General features: G+C 60.1%; 15 protein-coding genes. 9 read left to right on the top strand and 6 right to left on the bottom strand.

Features of this window, described 5'->3' with window-relative positions; genetic code table 11:
• The first annotated feature begins 1 nt into the window (after position 1).
• From uxaC to BO1_RS49600, 5 genes are all read left to right on the top strand, one after another.
• Positions 2–1,408: a glucuronate isomerase gene (uxaC, locus tag BO1_RS04500; protein WP_028216542.1), complete on the top strand. Its 1,407-nt coding sequence runs from the start codon at positions 2–4 to the stop codon at positions 1,406–1,408.
• Positions 1,409–1,415: 7 nt separating this feature from the next.
• On the top strand, positions 1,416–2,813 hold the full coding sequence (locus tag BO1_RS04495; protein WP_028216541.1) for an MFS transporter: 1,398 nt from the start codon (positions 1,416–1,418) through the stop codon (positions 2,811–2,813).
• Positions 2,814–2,930: 117 nt separating this feature from the next.
• A complete protein-coding gene (locus BO1_RS04490; protein ID WP_028216540.1) occupies positions 2,931–3,809 on the top strand; it encodes a 2-hydroxy-3-oxopropionate reductase in 879 nt (292 codons plus the stop codon).
• Between the two features lie 42 nt (positions 3,810–3,851).
• Positions 3,852–5,129, top strand: a complete 1,278-nt coding sequence (locus tag BO1_RS04485) for an enolase C-terminal domain-like protein (protein WP_028216539.1) — start codon at positions 3,852–3,854, stop codon at positions 5,127–5,129.
• A 140-nt stretch (positions 5,130–5,269) separates the two neighbouring features.
• A complete protein-coding gene (locus BO1_RS49600) occupies positions 5,270–6,343 on the top strand; it encodes a LacI family DNA-binding transcriptional regulator (protein ID WP_084687760.1) in 1,074 nt (357 codons plus the stop codon).
• Positions 6,344–6,455: 112 nt separating this feature from the next.
• Here BO1_RS49600 and BO1_RS04475 read toward each other — a convergent pair whose 3' ends face one another.
• The 4 genes from BO1_RS04475 to BO1_RS04460 all read right to left on the bottom strand — a co-directional run bounded on the left by BO1_RS04475 (position 6,456) and on the right by BO1_RS04460 (position 11,166).
• Entirely contained in the window at positions 6,456–7,898 is a 1,443-nt protein-coding gene (locus BO1_RS04475; RefSeq protein WP_028216538.1) for an MFS transporter, read from the bottom strand.
• 108 nt (positions 7,899–8,006) lie between these two features.
• Positions 8,007–8,849 carry a sugar phosphate isomerase/epimerase family protein gene (locus BO1_RS04470; RefSeq protein ID WP_028216537.1) on the bottom strand — a complete coding sequence of 281 codons (843 nt, stop codon included), beginning with the start codon at positions 8,847–8,849 and terminating at the stop codon, positions 8,007–8,009.
• Positions 8,849–10,012, bottom strand: a complete 1,164-nt coding sequence (locus tag BO1_RS04465) for a dihydrodipicolinate synthase family protein (RefSeq protein ID WP_028216536.1) — start codon at positions 10,010–10,012, stop codon at positions 8,849–8,851. The genes BO1_RS04470 and BO1_RS04465 overlap by 1 nt, the downstream gene beginning before the upstream one ends.
• Before the next feature lie 2 nt (positions 10,013–10,014).
• Complete coding sequence (locus BO1_RS04460; protein WP_028216535.1) at positions 10,015–11,166, bottom strand: Gfo/Idh/MocA family protein; 1,152 nt, start codon at positions 11,164–11,166, stop codon at positions 10,015–10,017.
• A 450-nt stretch (positions 11,167–11,616) separates the two neighbouring features.
• On the opposite strand from BO1_RS04460, the gene BO1_RS04455 reads away from it, so the two are divergent.
• Positions 11,617–12,273, top strand: a complete 657-nt coding sequence (locus BO1_RS04455; protein ID WP_043283804.1) for a TetR/AcrR family transcriptional regulator — start codon at positions 11,617–11,619, stop codon at positions 12,271–12,273.
• Here the strand turns inward: BO1_RS04455 and BO1_RS58820 are convergent.
• Positions 12,270–12,416 (bottom strand): hypothetical protein, encoded by a 147-nt coding sequence (locus BO1_RS58820; RefSeq protein WP_156992118.1) that lies wholly within the window; start codon positions 12,414–12,416, stop codon positions 12,270–12,272. The two genes, BO1_RS04455 and BO1_RS58820, sit on opposite strands and share 4 nt — an antisense overlap.
• A 65-nt stretch (positions 12,417–12,481) precedes the next feature.
• Here BO1_RS58820 and BO1_RS04450 point away from each other — a divergent pair, with 65 nt between their 5' ends.
• Positions 12,482–12,811: a DUF4148 domain-containing protein gene (locus BO1_RS04450; RefSeq protein ID WP_052409358.1), complete on the top strand. Its 330-nt coding sequence runs from the start codon at positions 12,482–12,484 to the stop codon at positions 12,809–12,811.
• An 85-nt stretch (positions 12,812–12,896) separates the two neighbouring features.
• On the opposite strand, the gene BO1_RS04445 is transcribed toward BO1_RS04450, so the two are convergent.
• The gene (locus BO1_RS04445) at positions 12,897–13,811 is read right to left on the bottom strand and encodes a helix-turn-helix transcriptional regulator (RefSeq protein ID WP_028216532.1); all 915 of its coding nucleotides are present in this window, start codon (positions 13,809–13,811) and stop codon (positions 12,897–12,899) included.
• Positions 13,812–13,832: 21 nt separating this feature from the next.
• On the opposite strand from BO1_RS04445, the gene BO1_RS58815 reads away from it, so the two are divergent.
• Positions 13,833–14,093 (top strand): hypothetical protein, encoded by a 261-nt coding sequence (locus BO1_RS58815; RefSeq protein ID WP_156992116.1) that lies wholly within the window; start codon positions 13,833–13,835, stop codon positions 14,091–14,093.
• 214 nt (positions 14,094–14,307) lie between these two features.
• The gene (locus tag BO1_RS04440) at positions 14,308–15,156 is read left to right on the top strand and encodes an ureidoglycolate lyase (RefSeq protein ID WP_028216531.1); all 849 of its coding nucleotides are present in this window, start codon (positions 14,308–14,310) and stop codon (positions 15,154–15,156) included.
• Positions 15,157–15,212 lie beyond the last annotated feature (56 nt).

The following is a 15,212-nucleotide window of genomic DNA, read 5'->3' as shown; positions in this document are numbered from 1 at the left end:
GATGAACCCATTCATGGGTGACAACTTCCTCTTGTCCAGCGACTGCGCGCGCAAGCTTTACCACGAGTACGCCAGGCCGGAACCCATCTTTGACTATCACTGCCACCTGAGCGTCAAGGAGATTGCTGACGATCGCCGCTTCAACAACATCACCGAAATCTGGCTCAAGGGCGACCATTACAAATGGCGCGCGATGCGGGCACTGGGCAATGACGAGCGGTACATCACGGGTGACGCAAGCGATCGCGAGAAATTCGATGTCTGGGCCGACGATCTGCCGAGCTGCCTGGGCAACCCGCTTTATCACTGGTCGCATCTCGAGTTGCGCGCCGGATTCGGCATCGACGATCCCATCAGCGGCGGGACTGCTGACCGGATCTGGAATGAAACCAGCCGGCAATTGCGTCAGCCCGGGATGAGCGCGCGCGGGCTGCTGCGCAAGTTCAATGTCCGCCTGGTTGGCTCGACTGACGACCCGACCGATACGCTCGAGTTTCATGCGCAAATTGCGCGCGATCCGTCGATGGACGATATCGCGGTGCGTCCAAACTGGCGCGCCGACAACCTCGTCAAGATCGAGGCCGACGGCTTCGCTGCGTATATCGACAAGCTGGCGCGCGCCAGCGAGACCGCGATAGGCGATTTCCAGTCTCTGAAGGTGGCGCTGCTCAGGCGACTGGATCACTTTTGTGCGCATGGATGCATTGCCGCCGATCACGGTATCCCGGTGTTGCGCTTTGCGCCGCTCGCTTCCGGATCGGCACTCGATCAGATTGTCCAGAAGCGTCTGTCCGGCCAACGCCTGAGCGAAGAGGACATCGCGCAGTATGCGACTGCCATCCAGGTGTGGCTGGCGGGGCAATATGCCGAGCGGGGCTGGGCGATGCAGTTGCACATTGGTGCGCAACTCAACAACAACACGGCCATGCTGAACCAGATCGGCCCGAATGCCGGGTTCGATGCGATTCGCGATCGCCCTATATCTGAAGCCCTCGCCGGTCTCCTCGACGCGATGAACTCGAACAGCGGTCTGCCTAAGTTGGTTATCCATACCATCAATCCGAGCCAGAACGAGGTCGTCGCGACGTTATGCGCCTGCTTTCAGGGCGGCAACACGCGAGGCAAGATCCAGTTTGGGGCCGCCTGGTGGTTCAACGATCAGCTCGATGGCATGCGTCGCCAACTGACACAGCTTTCGCAGTTGGGAATACTTGGCACGTTTGTCGGGATGATCACCGATTCGCGCAGCCTGCTCTCGTACTCGCGTCACGAATACTTCCGGCGCCTGCTCTGCGATATGGTGGGCACCTGGATGGAAAATGGCGAGGTTCCGCAGGACTACGGCCTAGTTGGGGAGATGATTCGCAAGATTTGCTACCGCAACGCGGCTGAGTTTTTCTCGGTATAGCCGGCCGATGAACCCGCCCGAAAACGACTTCCGAATATCCGCGCTCGTCATATCGGTCGCGTTGTTCATGCAGAACATCGACGGGACGATCGTCACGATCGCCATCCCGTCGATCGCGCGAGATCTCGGCATCAGTGCAATTCATCTAAGCAGCGTGATCATCGCGTATCTCGTTGCGCTGACCGTGTTCACGCCGATAAGCGGATGGGTTGCAGACCGATTCGGCGCAAAACGCGTCTTTCTATGGGCGATCGTCACGTTCACGCTGGCATCTGCTGGCTGTGCATTGATCCGTGGCTTGCCTGAGCTGATCTCGTTCCGGATTCTCCAGGGGGCGGGAGGCGCGATGATGGTTCCAGTCGGGCGACTGATCCTGTTTCGCGGCATCGATCGCGAGAACATGCTGTCGGCGTCGACATGGTTGACGATGCCCGCCCTGCTCGGCCCCATCCTCGGGCCGCCATTGGGTGGCTTCTTGACCAGTGAGTGGTCGTGGCGCTGGACGTTCTGGATCAATCTGCCGATCGGAATCCTCGGCCTCGTTTGCGCATGGCGTTTTCTTCCAGAGACGCAATGCATGCCGTCGAAACGACTCGACTTGACAGGCAGCGTGCTGGTCGCTGCTGCGCTGGCCATATCCATGATCGGGTTCGATTCGGTTGACCGGGGTGCGACGCATCCGGTCATGCCCATTCTCGTGCTGTCGCTTGGTGCGGGCCTGTGCTGGCTCGCCTGGCGGCATTGCAGGCGCACGCCAGATCCTGCGGTGGATTTTTCCCTTCTGGATATTCCCACCTTCAAGGTCGCCTCGATCGCGGGGGGATGCTTTATCGCGGCGTCGGATGCGATGTTGTTTCTCGTTCCGCTCATGCTGCAAGTCGCGTTCGGATACAGCGTCCTGAGCAGCAGCATGATGACGTTTGCGAGCTCGATTGGATCGTTCTGCATGCGGCCGATGGCGGCCTTTGCACTCAGGCGCTATCCGGTGCGCAGTGTCCTGACAACGGCAAGCTGTGCGTTCGCGGTCGTGCTCAGCCTGTGCGCCCTGATGTCGAAGGACTGGTCGCGCGTGGGCATCTTCTTTCTGCTGCTGATGGGCGGCGTGTCGCGGTCGCTCAATTTCGCGACCACGGGCGCCATTGCCTTTGCCGATGTGCCTGAATCGAAGATGTCGGCTGCGACTTCGTTCCAGGGAACCTCGCAGAAGTTCATGAAGGCGTTCGGCGTGGCATCGGTCGCGGCAACCGTGCAGATCGTGTCGATGCTCCACGGCGATCCGCACCCGGATCAACGCGATATCGCCCTGGGTTTCGTCGCAACAGTGGTCATGGTCATGCTGACTTGCCCGATGTTCGCGCAGCTGTCGCGAGAGGACGGATCCGGTGTGACGAGCCAGATGGAATGAATTTACTTCGCGACGCCTTTGAACTATTATTTTGGAAAACGATTTCCTTCCCACATTGTCCGCAGCGCGCGACACCTCTGACACTCCCGGTCCACTCACTCACAGGAGCAGCCCAACATGGCAAACATCGGTTTCATCGGCCTCGGCATCATGGGCGCGCACATGGCGCGCAACCTCATCAAAGGCGGGCACACGCTGTTCGTGAATGGCGCGTATACGGTTCCCGACGATCTGCGCGCGAGCGCGACCGTCGTCGAGAGCTCGGCCGCGGTCGCGCGCGCCGCCGACGTGATCATCTCGATGGTCCCGGACACACCGGACGTCCGCAACGTGCTGTTCGCGGACGATGGCGTCGCGAAGGGCCTCACCGCCAACAAGCTCGTGATCGACATGAGTTCGATCTCGCCGCTCGACACGCAGGCATTCGCGAAGGACATCAACAAGCTCGGCTGCGACTACCTGGACGCACCGGTGTCCGGCGGTGAAGTCGGTGCGCGCGAGGCAACGCTGACGATCATGGTCGGCGGCCCGGAAAGCGCGTTCGAGCGCGCGAAGCCGCTGTTCGAGCTGATGGGCAAGAACATCACACTCATCGGCGACAACGGCGCGGGCCAGACCTGCAAGGTCGCGAACCAGATCATCGTCGCGTTGAATATCGAGGCGGTCGCGGAAGCGCTGCTGTTCGCGTCGCGCTCGGGCGCCGATCCGGAGCGCGTGCGCCGCGCGCTGATGGGCGGCTTTGCGGCATCGCGGATCCTCGAAGTGCACGGCGAGCGGATGACGAAACGCACCTTCGACCCGGGCTTTCGCATCGAGCTGCATCAGAAGGACCTGAATCTCGCGCTCGACGGCGCGCGCAAGCTCGGCCTCGCGCTGCCTCACACCGCGAGCGCACAGCAACTGTTCAGCGTCTGCGCCGCGCACGGCGGCAAGACGTGGGATCACTCGGGCCTCGTGCGCGCGCTCGAAATCATGTCGAACGCGACGCTCGCCTGACGCGACACGGCGCAATCAGGTTCTTTGACAAGGAAAAGTCCAATGAAAATCGCTCGGGTGCGCGTCACGCCGGTGGCGGTTTGCAACCCGCCACTGCTGAACAGCGGCGGGTTGCACAGTCCTTACACCGTCCGGTCGATCATCGAGGTCGAGGCAGACAACGGCCTCGTCGGTCTCGGCGAGACCTTTGCCGACCGGATGGTGCTCGACCGCCTGAATTCGGTCCAGGAAAGTCTGGTGGGATTGAGTCCGTTCGACGTCAACGCATTGAGGCGCATCACGCAGTCCGGCACTCCGCCCTCCGGTGCCGAGGCATTCCGCTTCATGCCGGGCTCGTGGAACGGAAACCCTACCGACGCGAAGATTTTTGGCGCGTTCGAAGCCGCTTTTCTCGACCTGCAGGCACGATGCCTGGGGATTCCGTTGTGCGAATTGCTGGGAGGAGCGGTACGCCAGCAGGTGCCCTTTTCCGCCTACCTGTTCTTCAAGTACAGCGCGCAGTACGTGCGCAATGTCGATCCGGAATACGCCGAATACGATCCATGGGGAGAAGTTCTGACTGTTGATCAGCTAGTTGGCGAAGCCCAACGGATGATCGACCTCTACGGGTTCCGCAGCATCAAGGTCAAGGCCGGCGTTCTCACGCCACAGGAAGACGTTGCCTGTATCAAGGCCCTGAGGAAGAGGTTCCCGGCTCACCCAATACGGCTGGACACGAACGCCGCCTGGTCGCAGGACACCGCCCGCCGCATGGCGGAACTGCTCGACGGCGATCTCGAGTACTACGAGGATCCGACACCCGGCCTTGGTGGAATGGCGGACCTGCACCTCGCGACCGGACTTCCCATGGCGACCAACATGGTCGTCACGGACTTCGACGAATTCCGCAGGAATCTCACGGTCAACGGCGTTCAAGTCATCCTCGGGGACCACCATTACTGGGGCGGGCTGAGAGCGACACAGCAACTGGCAAGCATGTGCGAGATGTTTGATATCGAACTCTCGATGCATTCGAACTGCCATCTGGGTATCAGCCTCATGACGATGACGCATGTCGCGGCAGCGATACCGAACCTGACTTATGCCTGCGACACGCATTATCCGTGGTTCACGGAGGACCTTCTGCAGGGTGGCCGCGTGCCGATCCGCGATGGCAGCGTCGCGGTCCGGAATCTGCCCGGGATTGGTGTCGATCTCGACCACAAGGCCCTCGCCGAGATGCACCAGCGGTACTTGCGGTGCGGATTGAGCGGACGAGACGATGCCGCGCAGATGCGCAAGTTCAAACCGGACTGGGAACGGAAGAAGCCGCGATTCTGACGGTTCGGGCGGTCGAAGGCCGCTCAGCGCCTCCTCCGGCGCTTCCCCGTCTCGCTCGCGGTCAATTCGCTCCCCGGTTTACGCACCACCCCGTTCCCTATATCATCGAAATCTGAAGGAAAACGCTACCCTCCTCGTCGATGCCGAAAACCCAGCCAACCATCCGCGATGTCGCCGCCGCCGCGGGTGTCGCCGTCTCCACAGTGTCGAAATACATCAACGGCACGCAGCGCTTTTCCGGATCTGTCGAAGCGAAGCTGAAGGCGGCGATCGACGCGCTCGGCTACCGGTCGAACCCCCTCGCCCGCTCGATGATCACCGGCAAGACGCGCACGATCGGCCTCGCGATCCTCGACATCCGCAATCCGCACTTCACGAACATCGTCAAGGGCGCGAACCGGGTCGCGCTGCAGCACGACTACACGCTGCTGCTCGTCGATACCGAGGAAAGCCAGGAACGCGAGCGGCCGCTGATCGAGGCGCTCGCGCAGCGCGTCGACGGGATGATCATCAGCTCGCGAATGCCGGACGACGCGGTTCAGTGGCTGCTCGAACTGAGCAAGCCGGTTGTGCTGTTTGGGCGTAGTCAGCAGTTTCCGATAGCGAGCGTCGGCACCGACGGCCATCTCGCCGCCTCCATGCTCGCCCGCCATCTCCTGAATCTCGGCCACCGGCGCATCGCGTATCTCGGCTTCGCCAAGTCGCGCTGGAACGACGAACGCAGGCGCGGCATCGTCGACTGCCTTCAGAAAGCCGGGCTGCAACTGGACGTCCACGACGCCGAAGCGCCGTCGGCCATAGCCGGCGAACGCGCGTGCTCAGCGATCCTGCTCGGCTCGTCGCAGCCTGATGCCGTCATCTGCTACAACGACCTGATCGCACTCGGCTTCATGAAGGAAGCGCGCGAACTCGGCTTTCGGCTGCCGCAAGATCTGTCGGTCGTCGGCTTCGACAACGTGTCGTACGCCGAATATGCGTCGCCCGCACTGACCACGGTGGATCTCCAGAGCGAGAAGATGGGCGAGCTCGCGATGACCAAGCTCATCGCGGCGCTCAACGGCAGCCACGACGACGCATACGCGATGCTGGAGCCACGGCTCGTGGTCCGGGAGTCGACGATGCGTCGGCCGGACACGTCGCAGCCGGCTGATGTGACGGAGATGACACCGAAGACGGCCGGCGGCCGTCGACGCACGGGCGGCCAGGGTGCCTGACACTCGAGCATAGCAATCCTTAACAGATAACTCGCCCAGCGGCTGCTGAGCGAGTCCAGCCATGCCAGGCGGCGGCCTGGCCCAACGGAACGGAACCCCTGACCACCGTTTTTTACGAGGCGATCTGCTCCAGACGCCGCCTGCTCGTCTCGATCATGCCCAACGCGACCAGGCCACCGACCGCGCACACGCTTGCGAACACGATGAACGCCGAGTCAAGCTCGCCCGCCTGAACGATCACGCCCATCAATGCGGGTGCTGCGGCAGAAGCGCCCCGCAACCATGAGGTAGCAAGCGCAGTAGCAATCGCACGCATCCGGGTGGGATAAATTTCCGGCGTGTAGAGATAAAGCAATGTGTTCGTAGAACCAATCACGGCGTATGCGGTGGAACAAAGGACGATCACGGTCCAGACGTTCGTCGATCCAGTCCACCACAGCACGGCGAGGATGATCCCCGCCACCACGAATGAGCCAACCGTCCATGACCTGCGTCCGACTCGGTCAATCGCAAACGCACAGACGAGGGTCGCGACGACCTGCAACACGTTTGTCAGCGACGCGGTTCGCAAGGCGTCAACCAACGGCATATGAAATACCGTGTGATACAACGACGGCAGCCAGTTGTTCAATCCATTTGCGACAAAATATGAGGTTGCCCAGAGGCCCCATACGATCAAGGTCCTGCTGCGGTACGTGGATGACAAGACTTCGCTCACCCGGGTCTTCTGCTTCGGACCAGGCATCGGCGCCGTCTGCGCGACAGCCGGAGCCGGACGCTGCATTGCAACCTGCTCCAGCGGTTTCCCCGTTCGAAGAGCGCTTGCCTCCGCCTGCTGGACGATGCTTTCGGCTTGCCCAAGGCAACCTTTATTGATGAGCCACCGCGGCGACTCGGGTAGCTTGAACACGAAACATGCAATCAGCAACGTAGGCAAAGCCCCGAATAGAAACAAAGCGTGCCAGCCAAGTGTGGGCACGAGCCACACGGCGAGTTGACCGGTGAGCATCAATCCGATCGGGAAGATCATCTCGTAGAGCATGAAGAATTTCCCGCGACGATGAGCCTGGGACAACTCATTGATATAGGCTGCCGCGACCGGTACCTCTCCGCCCACCCCTACGCCCTGAAGGAAGCGAAAGGCAAGCAGCGCCCAGTACCCGTTCGCGAAACCGCACGCGACTCCCATGACAGCCATCAGGGCGATCGCTGCGGTCGCACTCTTGACACGACCTTTCTTCTCAGCAACGGCACCGAAGAAGATCGCACCGATCAACTGCCCGATATAGCCTGCCGCGATCAAAACCCCGACGTCGGAGGCTTTGAGGTGCCATTGCCCGATGAGTACCGGAAGCGCATAAGCGAGAGATAACGCCGCGAAGGCGTCAAAGAAAGTGGCGCTTCCCATCACAATTCGCGCCTTCGCATGCCACCGGGTGAACGGCAGCCTTTCGAGCCGCGCGAGCAGATACGCTTCTTTCGCGCCCAGGTCCGTCGTTGCAGAAGCCGAGTGCGATTCTGCTCCTGATGTGGATGGCAGCTTGCCCGCAGTCATTTCGCCTTTCAAGTTGTGTCTCCTGCTGCATGGTCTGCGAATCTGGTTTGCGGCCGCCCTTCGACGACGCCAGCGTGCTCGAAGGGCGATCGCTCGGCTGAGCCCTCTTTAGCAGAACTCGAGGTGACGCGCCTTGCAGGTCGCCAAAACCTCATTCGGGTCTTTTTGCCACCAGTTTTCGGCGGAGAAGATCTCAACTTCGTGGAAACCTTCATAGCCGACTTCTTCTACCGCGTGGCGCCACTTGCGAAGGTCGATCACGCCATCCCCCATCATTCCGCGATCCAGCAGGAGATCCCTGGTCGGCACGAGCCAGTCGCAGATATGAAACGCAAGAAGTCGCGTCTTCCCTGCTCGCTTGATCTGAGCCTCCAGATCCGGATCCCACCAGGTGTGATAGAGATCGAGTGCAATCCCGAGCCCTTCACCCAGTTCGTCGCAAAGATCGTTCGCGTGCGCCATCGTGTTGACGCAAGCTCGATCTGCTGCGTACATTGGATGCAGCGGCTCAATTGCGAGGGGCATGCGTTGCCGACGGGCATACTCGAGAAGCTCACCAATGCCGTCTCGAACCTGGCTTCTCGCATCCTTCAAGTCTTTCGATCCTTCAGGCAGCCCCCCCACAACCAGAACAAGGCATTGGGAACCCAGCTCGAGCGCCTCATCGACGGCCCGGCGATTGTCGTCGCGTGCTTCGACCCTGCCGGCCTCGGTGTTCGCGGTAAACATGCCACCGCGACAGTACCCGGTAACAACGAGTTCGTTGGCACGGATGGCACGCGCGGCTTCCTTCAGACCGAGCGCCTTGACCTGGTCACGCCACGGCGAGATGCCGCGAATCTCGTGTCGCGCGCAGCCATCGATGATTTGAGCGAGATCCCATTGTTGCCGGACTGTCGCGGTATTGATCGAGAGCAGTTTGGGATCAGGATGGGTGCTTCCGGTTTTCATCACTCACCCCCCTGCACCGCCATGAAATGGCGCATCCGGGCCGCCGCCAGTTCGGGATCGTCGAACAGCGCAGCCTTGTCCGCGAGACGGAACAGTTCGCTGTAGTGAATCGCGTCCCGCGCGCTTTGCTGGCCACCGACCATCGTGAAATGGCTTTGATGGTTGTTCAGCCATGCAAGGAAGACGACCCCCGACTTATAGAAGCGCGTCGGTGCTGCGAAGATGTGACGCGAAAGCGGTACGGTCGGAGCCAGAATCGCGTTGAACTGCGCCGTGTCACCCTGGGCTAGTGCCTGCAACGCACTTGCCGCAGCGGGTGCGATCGCGTCGAAGATGCCCAGCAGGGCGTGCGAGTAACCGGCGTCATCGCCCTGAATCAGCTCGGGATAGTTGAAATCGTCGCCCGTGTACATCTTCACCGACGCGGGAAGCCGACGCCGCATGGAGATTTCTTTTTCCTTGTCGAGCAAGGAGATCTTGATGCCGTCGATCTTGTCGGCGTTTTGAGCAATAACCCGCAGACAGGTCTCCATGGCTTCATCGACGTCACTGGAACCCCAATAACCCGCCAGCGCCGGATCGAACATCTCTCCCAGCCAGTGGAGAATCACCGGCTCGCGCGCCTGGCCAAGAATTTTGCCGTAGACGTATTCATAGTCGTCCGCCGAACGGGCAACCGCCGCGAGCGCACGACTGGCCATCAAAATGAGACGCCCGCCCGCCGCTTCGATTGCCGAGACTTGCTCTTCGTACGCGTGCACGACATCGTCGATCGTCAATCCCGGCGAGACAGGAAGGTGATCCGTGCCGGCGCCCGAGGCGACTTGAGCGCCCGGGTAATCGCGGGCCAGCGTAACGGTGCGTTTGATCAGTTCGAGAGAGGTCGCCCAGTCCAGCCCCATACCCCGCTGAGCCGTGTCCATTGCCTCAGCCACACCGAGACCCAAGGTGAACAGACGTTCCCGATACTGCATCGTCGTGTCCCAATCGATCGCTGCGGTGAGCCAGGGATCATGACTCGTACGCGGATCGGCGACGACGTGCGCAGCAGAATAGGCAATGCGATTGAAGCGCGGAACGGCGGCCGGTGCCCAGCTTCGAACGCCCGTCAACTCGAACGACTCCCGTTCGCGTGTCTTCGTCAGCAAAGTAACGTGTGCCATCTTCAGGCCTCCAGCGGCGTCACGTCGACCCAGCGACGCTCACGCCAGCTCTTGAGACCGAGTTCGACCAACTGAACGCCCTTCGCGCCTTCGAGCAGGTTCCAGCGGAAATCGCCCTCGCCCCAGACGTGCTTCAGGAACAGTTCCCATTGAATCTTGAATGCATTGTCGTTTGCACTCGTTTCGGGAACGGCACTCCAGTCGGCCATGAAGTCGTGTGTATTGCGCAGGTCGGGATTCCAGACAGGCTTGGGCGTGTTGACCCGAGATTGGGTGTAGCAGTCAGTCAGGCCCGCAACAGCGGAGCCGTGTGTGCCGTCAACCTGGAAGGTGACCAGATCGTCACGACGAACGCGCACACACCACGAGCTGTTCATCTGCACGATGACGCCGTTCTCGAGCTCGAACGTCGCGTAGGCCGCATCGTCCGCGGTGGCCTCGTATGGGTTGCCCTTTTCATCCCAGCGCGCAGGAATGTGCGTCGCGCCCAGGCACGAGACGCTTTTCACTTTCCCGAATACGTTGTCGATGACATAGCGCCAGTGACAGAGCATGTCGAGGATGATGCCGCCGCCGTCTTCTTCGCGATAGTTCCACGAGGGACGTTGGGCAGGTTGAAGGTCGCCTTCGAAGACCCAGTAACCAAACTCACCGCGCACGGAGAGCATTTTCCCGAAGAACCCGGCTTCATTCAGCAGTTGGAGCTTTTTCAGCCCAGGCAGCCAGAGCTTGTCCTGGACGACCCCGTGCTTTACGCCAGCAGCTTGCGCCGCGCGATAGAGATCCATCGCTTCATCGAGATTGGTTGCAACCGGCTTTTCGCAGTAGATGTGCTTGCCGGCCTTTACCGCGCGCTTGAGTAGTTCGGGGCGAGCCTGCGTCGTCGCTGCGTCGAAGAAAATGGTGTCGTCCTTGTTGGCCAGCGCCGCATCCAGATCCGTCGTCCAGCGTTCGATCCCGTGCGCCTTCGCCAGCGCCGCGATTTTTTCTTCGTTACGACCCACCAGGATCGGATCGGGCATCAGACGCTCGCCGTTGCTCAGCGTCACGCCGCCTTGCTTGCGGATAGCGACGATGGAGCGAATCAAGTGTTGATTCATACCCATCCGACCGGTTACGCCGTGCATTACCAGTCCAATACGGTGAGTGGTCATTGCGACTCCTTGAAAGTGAATTTCTCTGTACGCGAGCGTGGCTGCCATCGCGGAAGTCCTGCATCGAGGGACAGCACTTCCGGTGCATGAATAATTCCACAAACGTCGCCTTAATTCACGTTATGGTTAACACCTATCGGCGATACATCGTGCTCAACCCCAGAAATTTTGGAATTTTATGGCGACTTCCCACACCTAAACACTCGCTTCCGCGCGTATGTTGTGGCTTAATGTCACCAAAACGGTAGTTATCAAGGTGGGCGGCGGCGCGCCTGATAGCGGGGCGTTTTAACCGGATCGTTACAAATTCCTCCGCCGGCGCCGTGGACTTCCGATCGTCCGTGGATGACCATGACGGACGGCGCCGAATGCTTCGGCGACGCGTCGATCCCTGAGTGCGAGGTGCGGCTCGGCCTTACAATTCATCTTTTCCAGCGAGACAAGACGACAATGATTGGCAGCGACGCTTTAGCGCCTTCGAAACTCGAAAAGGCCACACGGAACGCGGACCGCACCCGCATGCTCATCCTGGAGGCAGCAACCCAGGAGTTCGCCGAACTGGGTCTTGCTGGAGCGCGTGTCGAGAAGATTGCGGAAAAGGCGGGCACGAACAAACGCATGGTCTACTACTACTTCAACAGCAAGGACGATCTTTTCATTGCTGTCCTGGAGCGCAGCTATGCGTCGATTCGTGAAGCCGAAAAAGACCTGCATCTGGATGATCAAGCCCCAATAGATGCGATCCGTTCGCTGGTGGCCTTCACCTGGAATTACTTCCTGGAAAATCCAGAGTTCATCGGCCTGTTGAACACAGAAAACGCGCACGGCGGCATTCATGTGAAGAACTCCGACTCAAAGTCATTGAATATGCCTCTGGTCGATATGCTGGGCGGCGTTATACAGCGCGGCCAGCGAGATGGGATCTTTCGCGCGGGTGTCGACCCCGTTCAGCTTTATATTTCCATCGCGTCGCTGAGCTACTTCTACCTCTCCAACAAGCACACTCTGAGCACGATTTTTTCACGTGATCTAATGAGCACCAAGGCACGCGTCGAACGTCTGCATCACATGCTAGACGTGGTCCTCGGCTACCTTGTCATCAATTAGACGCTGTCAAGTTGACTGGCGTCGACTACGCGAATGGGAACGGCATTGGCATGCGGAATTGCCGGCTCTCGACGAAGCGCTGAATGCAGCGCGACGACACCCGTGGTGGTGAGCGAACCGGATAAAAAAAGCTTCATGAGCATGAATCGGTTTCATGCAGCACGACGGCGTAATCTCGAGAGCATCGAAAATCTGGAGTGTCGCCATCGTGAAGACCCTGCAACGCACCGCAATCCTGGCCCTTCTATCCGCCGTCGCGTGTCCCGCATTTGCATCGTCGCAACTGACTGCCGCGCAATGCCGGGATTACCCCTTCGTTCGATCGGCACAGCCACCGAGCCACCAGCAGCTGCAAAACGAACTGCGTGAACTCGAGTCGGTCGGCTATAGCCCGGCAAGCGGCGATGCCAACGATTACCCGTACGACCTGCAATCCGCGGAACATCGGCTGCAGGCAAAATACCAGCGAGATTGCGGGCTATCCGGAAGCGGAACGATTGCGGCCTCGACGGAGTCGAGTGGCAGCCTGCAGCAATGAGTGCTGCCCCCGAGGCGCGCAACGTTGGCAATTGCCAGGCCGCTTGCGCGCCGGATCGTTTCTTGACAAAAGGCTTGAATGAGCCTCAACCCTGTGACTGGCGAACCGAGGCCCGATAATCGCGAGGGCTTCGCCCGTAACGGACCTTGAAGCGACGCGTGAAGTACGCCTGATCGGGAAACCCGCAAAGATGCGCGATCTGCTCGATACGAGAGGTCGAGTGTGCAAGGAGTTCTATCGCATGCTCGAGGCGCCGCTGCGTCAATAGCTCGACGAAGGTCTTCCCGGTTTCCTTTTTCAGCAGATGCGCCAGATAGTTCGGCGACAGGTTGACGGCGTTCGCAGCGTCACCCAACGCGATTTTCTCCCCAAGGTTCGCGCGCAGAAAGCGCGACAGCCTTTGCAGGGCATCACGCTGACTGCCCAGCTGCCCCTGGCTCGACTGCAAGGAGAGAATTTGCGCCTCGTACTTTTTGCAGACCAGGCAAATCATCTGAATCAGCAGGCTGCGCATCAGCGCGAGCGAACAAAATCCGCGCCTCGCGTTCTCTTCGAACAAGCGTTCCAGCAGTGATTCGATCACGCCGAATTCGACTTCATCGAAGCAAAAATCCAGATACTCCTGATAGACGAAAGGCGCAAGCTCAGGAAACGTGAGCAGATCGACCTCCTCTAGATCGAGCGGATCGATAGCCAGATCGGGACGCAGGAACTGCTGGGAAAAGTTGATCATCACGAAGCGGCTTCCGGGCGGATGCGGCACCAGGTGGACGCGATAGGGCAGCACGAATCCCAGGTAGCCTCGCCGGAATGGGCGCACACTCCCCCCCACTGTCTGCTCGACTTCACCAGCGAGACCGACTTTGATCTGGAAATGCTCGTGTCGATGGGGATGGCTCAACAAGGGCGACCCCTCCTGGGTCCGGATATCGAATTCCAGGTGATCGGCACGCTCGGCCATCCCATAGGTTTTGACGTGCTTGAGCGAGAGAACGGACATGGCTGGAGCAGGAAGACCGGGATGATTGAATTTATCTCAGATCGAGCAACGGGTGCCAGCTGCCTGCGGAGGCGCAGTTCCCGCATCGCGAAGCTAACGGCTGCCGGCCGACCCCGGCCAATGCCACGCAGGCTGGCTCGCCCCGGCAAGACCGGGCAACAGCTGGCCGGATTCGAGCAAGGGAATATTCTCGGTGCTGCCCTTGGTAAAGACCGGCTCGAGCGCGCCGGGCCGCAGTTGAAAAGCGTCACGCCGCAAATTTATGCAAATTCGGCCAGGTAAAACAGGGCATGGATTGCGAATTTCTTGCATAAAACAGCGCTCTTGCGGACGCCCCGCCCGCCCATGGGCCTGCCTCGGGGCCTTCGGGCCGGCCGCGTTCCCTGCCGTGGGATTTGTCCAGGAAAAAGACAAGCCGAGCCCTGTCGCCGCCCCCGGCAAAAAATCAACAATAAATACGGGGTATCACCCAGGATATTCAACCAAGGAAAAGCCTATGAAGCTGTTGCGATATGGCCCGAAGGGACAGGAAAGACCCGGTATTCTCGATCAGCAGGGTTTGATTCGAGATCTCTCCGCTGAAATAACCGATATCGATGGCAGCGTGCTCGGAGCGACTGAGATCGCCCGGCTCGGCCAGCTCGAGCTGGCATCACTGCCCGTGGTCGAGGGTACGCCGCGCATCGGAGCTTGCGTCGGCCGGATCGGCAAATTTGTCTGCATCGGTTTGAACTACACGGACCATGCCGCCGAGTCGGGCGTCCCTGTACCGGCCGAACCCGTCATTTTCAACAAATGGACGAGTGCGATCTGCGGCCCGAACGACGGCATCGAAATTCCCCGGCAATCGAAAAAAACCGACTGGGAAGTCGAGTTGGGCGTGGTAATTGGACGGGAAGCGAAGTATGTCAGCGAGTCCGATGCCCTCGAGCACGTAGCCGGATATTGCGTAGTCAACGATGTGTCCGAACGGGAATGGCAGCTGGAGCGAGGCGTATCGTGGGACAAAGGCAAAGGCTTCGACTCCTTCGGCCCGATCGGCCCCTGGCTGGTGACCCGGGATGAGGTCCCCGATCCGCAAAATCTACAGCTGTGGCTCGAAGTCGACGGGCACCGATACCAAAACGGCAACACTGCACGCATGGTATTCAGCGTCGCGCGTCTCGTATCCTACGTCTCTCACTGCATGAGCCTGCAGCCCGGCGACATCATTTCTACGGGCACGCCGCCGGGCGTGGGATTAGGGGTCAAGCCGGAGCCGGTTTTTCTGCGACCGGGCCAGGTCGTGCGTCTGGGTATCGACGGACTCGGTGAACAAGTTCAGCGAACCTACGCCGCGCCCTGACGGTTGTGCAAGCGACGCTGGAACCACATCGATGTGGATGTTGTGGATCTCCAGCG

This window comes from Paraburkholderia oxyphila NBRC 105797 (assembly GCF_000685075.1).
GTDB classification, from domain to species: Bacteria; Pseudomonadota; Gammaproteobacteria; order Burkholderiales; family Burkholderiaceae; genus Paraburkholderia; species Paraburkholderia oxyphila.
This window is presented reverse-complemented; position numbering and strand designations above follow the sequence as displayed.

What these genes read in the sequence shown, in the direction of transcription:
- uxaC (WP_028216542.1), top strand. Translation starts at nt 2, where the DNA reads ATGAACCCATTCATGGGTGACAACTTCCTCTTGTCCAGCGACTGCGCG.
- BO1_RS04495 (WP_028216541.1), top strand. Translation starts at nt 1,416, where the DNA reads ATGAACCCGCCCGAAAACGACTTCCGAATATCCGCGCTCGTCATATCG.
- BO1_RS04490 (WP_028216540.1), top strand. Translation starts at nt 2,931, where the DNA reads ATGGCAAACATCGGTTTCATCGGCCTCGGCATCATGGGCGCGCACATG.
- BO1_RS04485 (WP_028216539.1), top strand. Translation starts at nt 3,852, where the DNA reads ATGAAAATCGCTCGGGTGCGCGTCACGCCGGTGGCGGTTTGCAACCCG.
- BO1_RS49600 (WP_084687760.1), top strand. Translation starts at nt 5,270, where the DNA reads ATGCCGAAAACCCAGCCAACCATCCGCGATGTCGCCGCCGCCGCGGGT.
- BO1_RS04475 (WP_028216538.1), bottom strand. Translation starts at nt 7,898, where the DNA reads ATGACTGCGGGCAAGCTGCCATCCACATCAGGAGCAGAATCGCACTCG.
- BO1_RS04470 (WP_028216537.1), bottom strand. Translation starts at nt 8,849, where the DNA reads ATGAAAACCGGAAGCACCCATCCTGATCCCAAACTGCTCTCGATCAAT.
- BO1_RS04465 (WP_028216536.1), bottom strand. Translation starts at nt 10,012, where the DNA reads ATGGCACACGTTACTTTGCTGACGAAGACACGCGAACGGGAGTCGTTC.
- BO1_RS04460 (WP_028216535.1), bottom strand. Translation starts at nt 11,166, where the DNA reads ATGACCACTCACCGTATTGGACTGGTAATGCACGGCGTAACCGGTCGG.
- BO1_RS04455 (WP_043283804.1), top strand. Translation starts at nt 11,617, where the DNA reads ATGATTGGCAGCGACGCTTTAGCGCCTTCGAAACTCGAAAAGGCCACA.
- BO1_RS58820 (WP_156992118.1), bottom strand. Translation starts at nt 12,416, where the DNA reads ATGCTCATGAAGCTTTTTTTATCCGGTTCGCTCACCACCACGGGTGTC.
- BO1_RS04445 (WP_028216532.1), bottom strand. Translation starts at nt 13,811, where the DNA reads ATGTCCGTTCTCTCGCTCAAGCACGTCAAAACCTATGGGATGGCCGAG.
- BO1_RS58815 (WP_156992116.1), top strand. Translation starts at nt 13,833, where the DNA reads ATGATTGAATTTATCTCAGATCGAGCAACGGGTGCCAGCTGCCTGCGG.
- BO1_RS04440 (WP_028216531.1), top strand. Translation starts at nt 14,308, where the DNA reads ATGAAGCTGTTGCGATATGGCCCGAAGGGACAGGAAAGACCCGGTATT.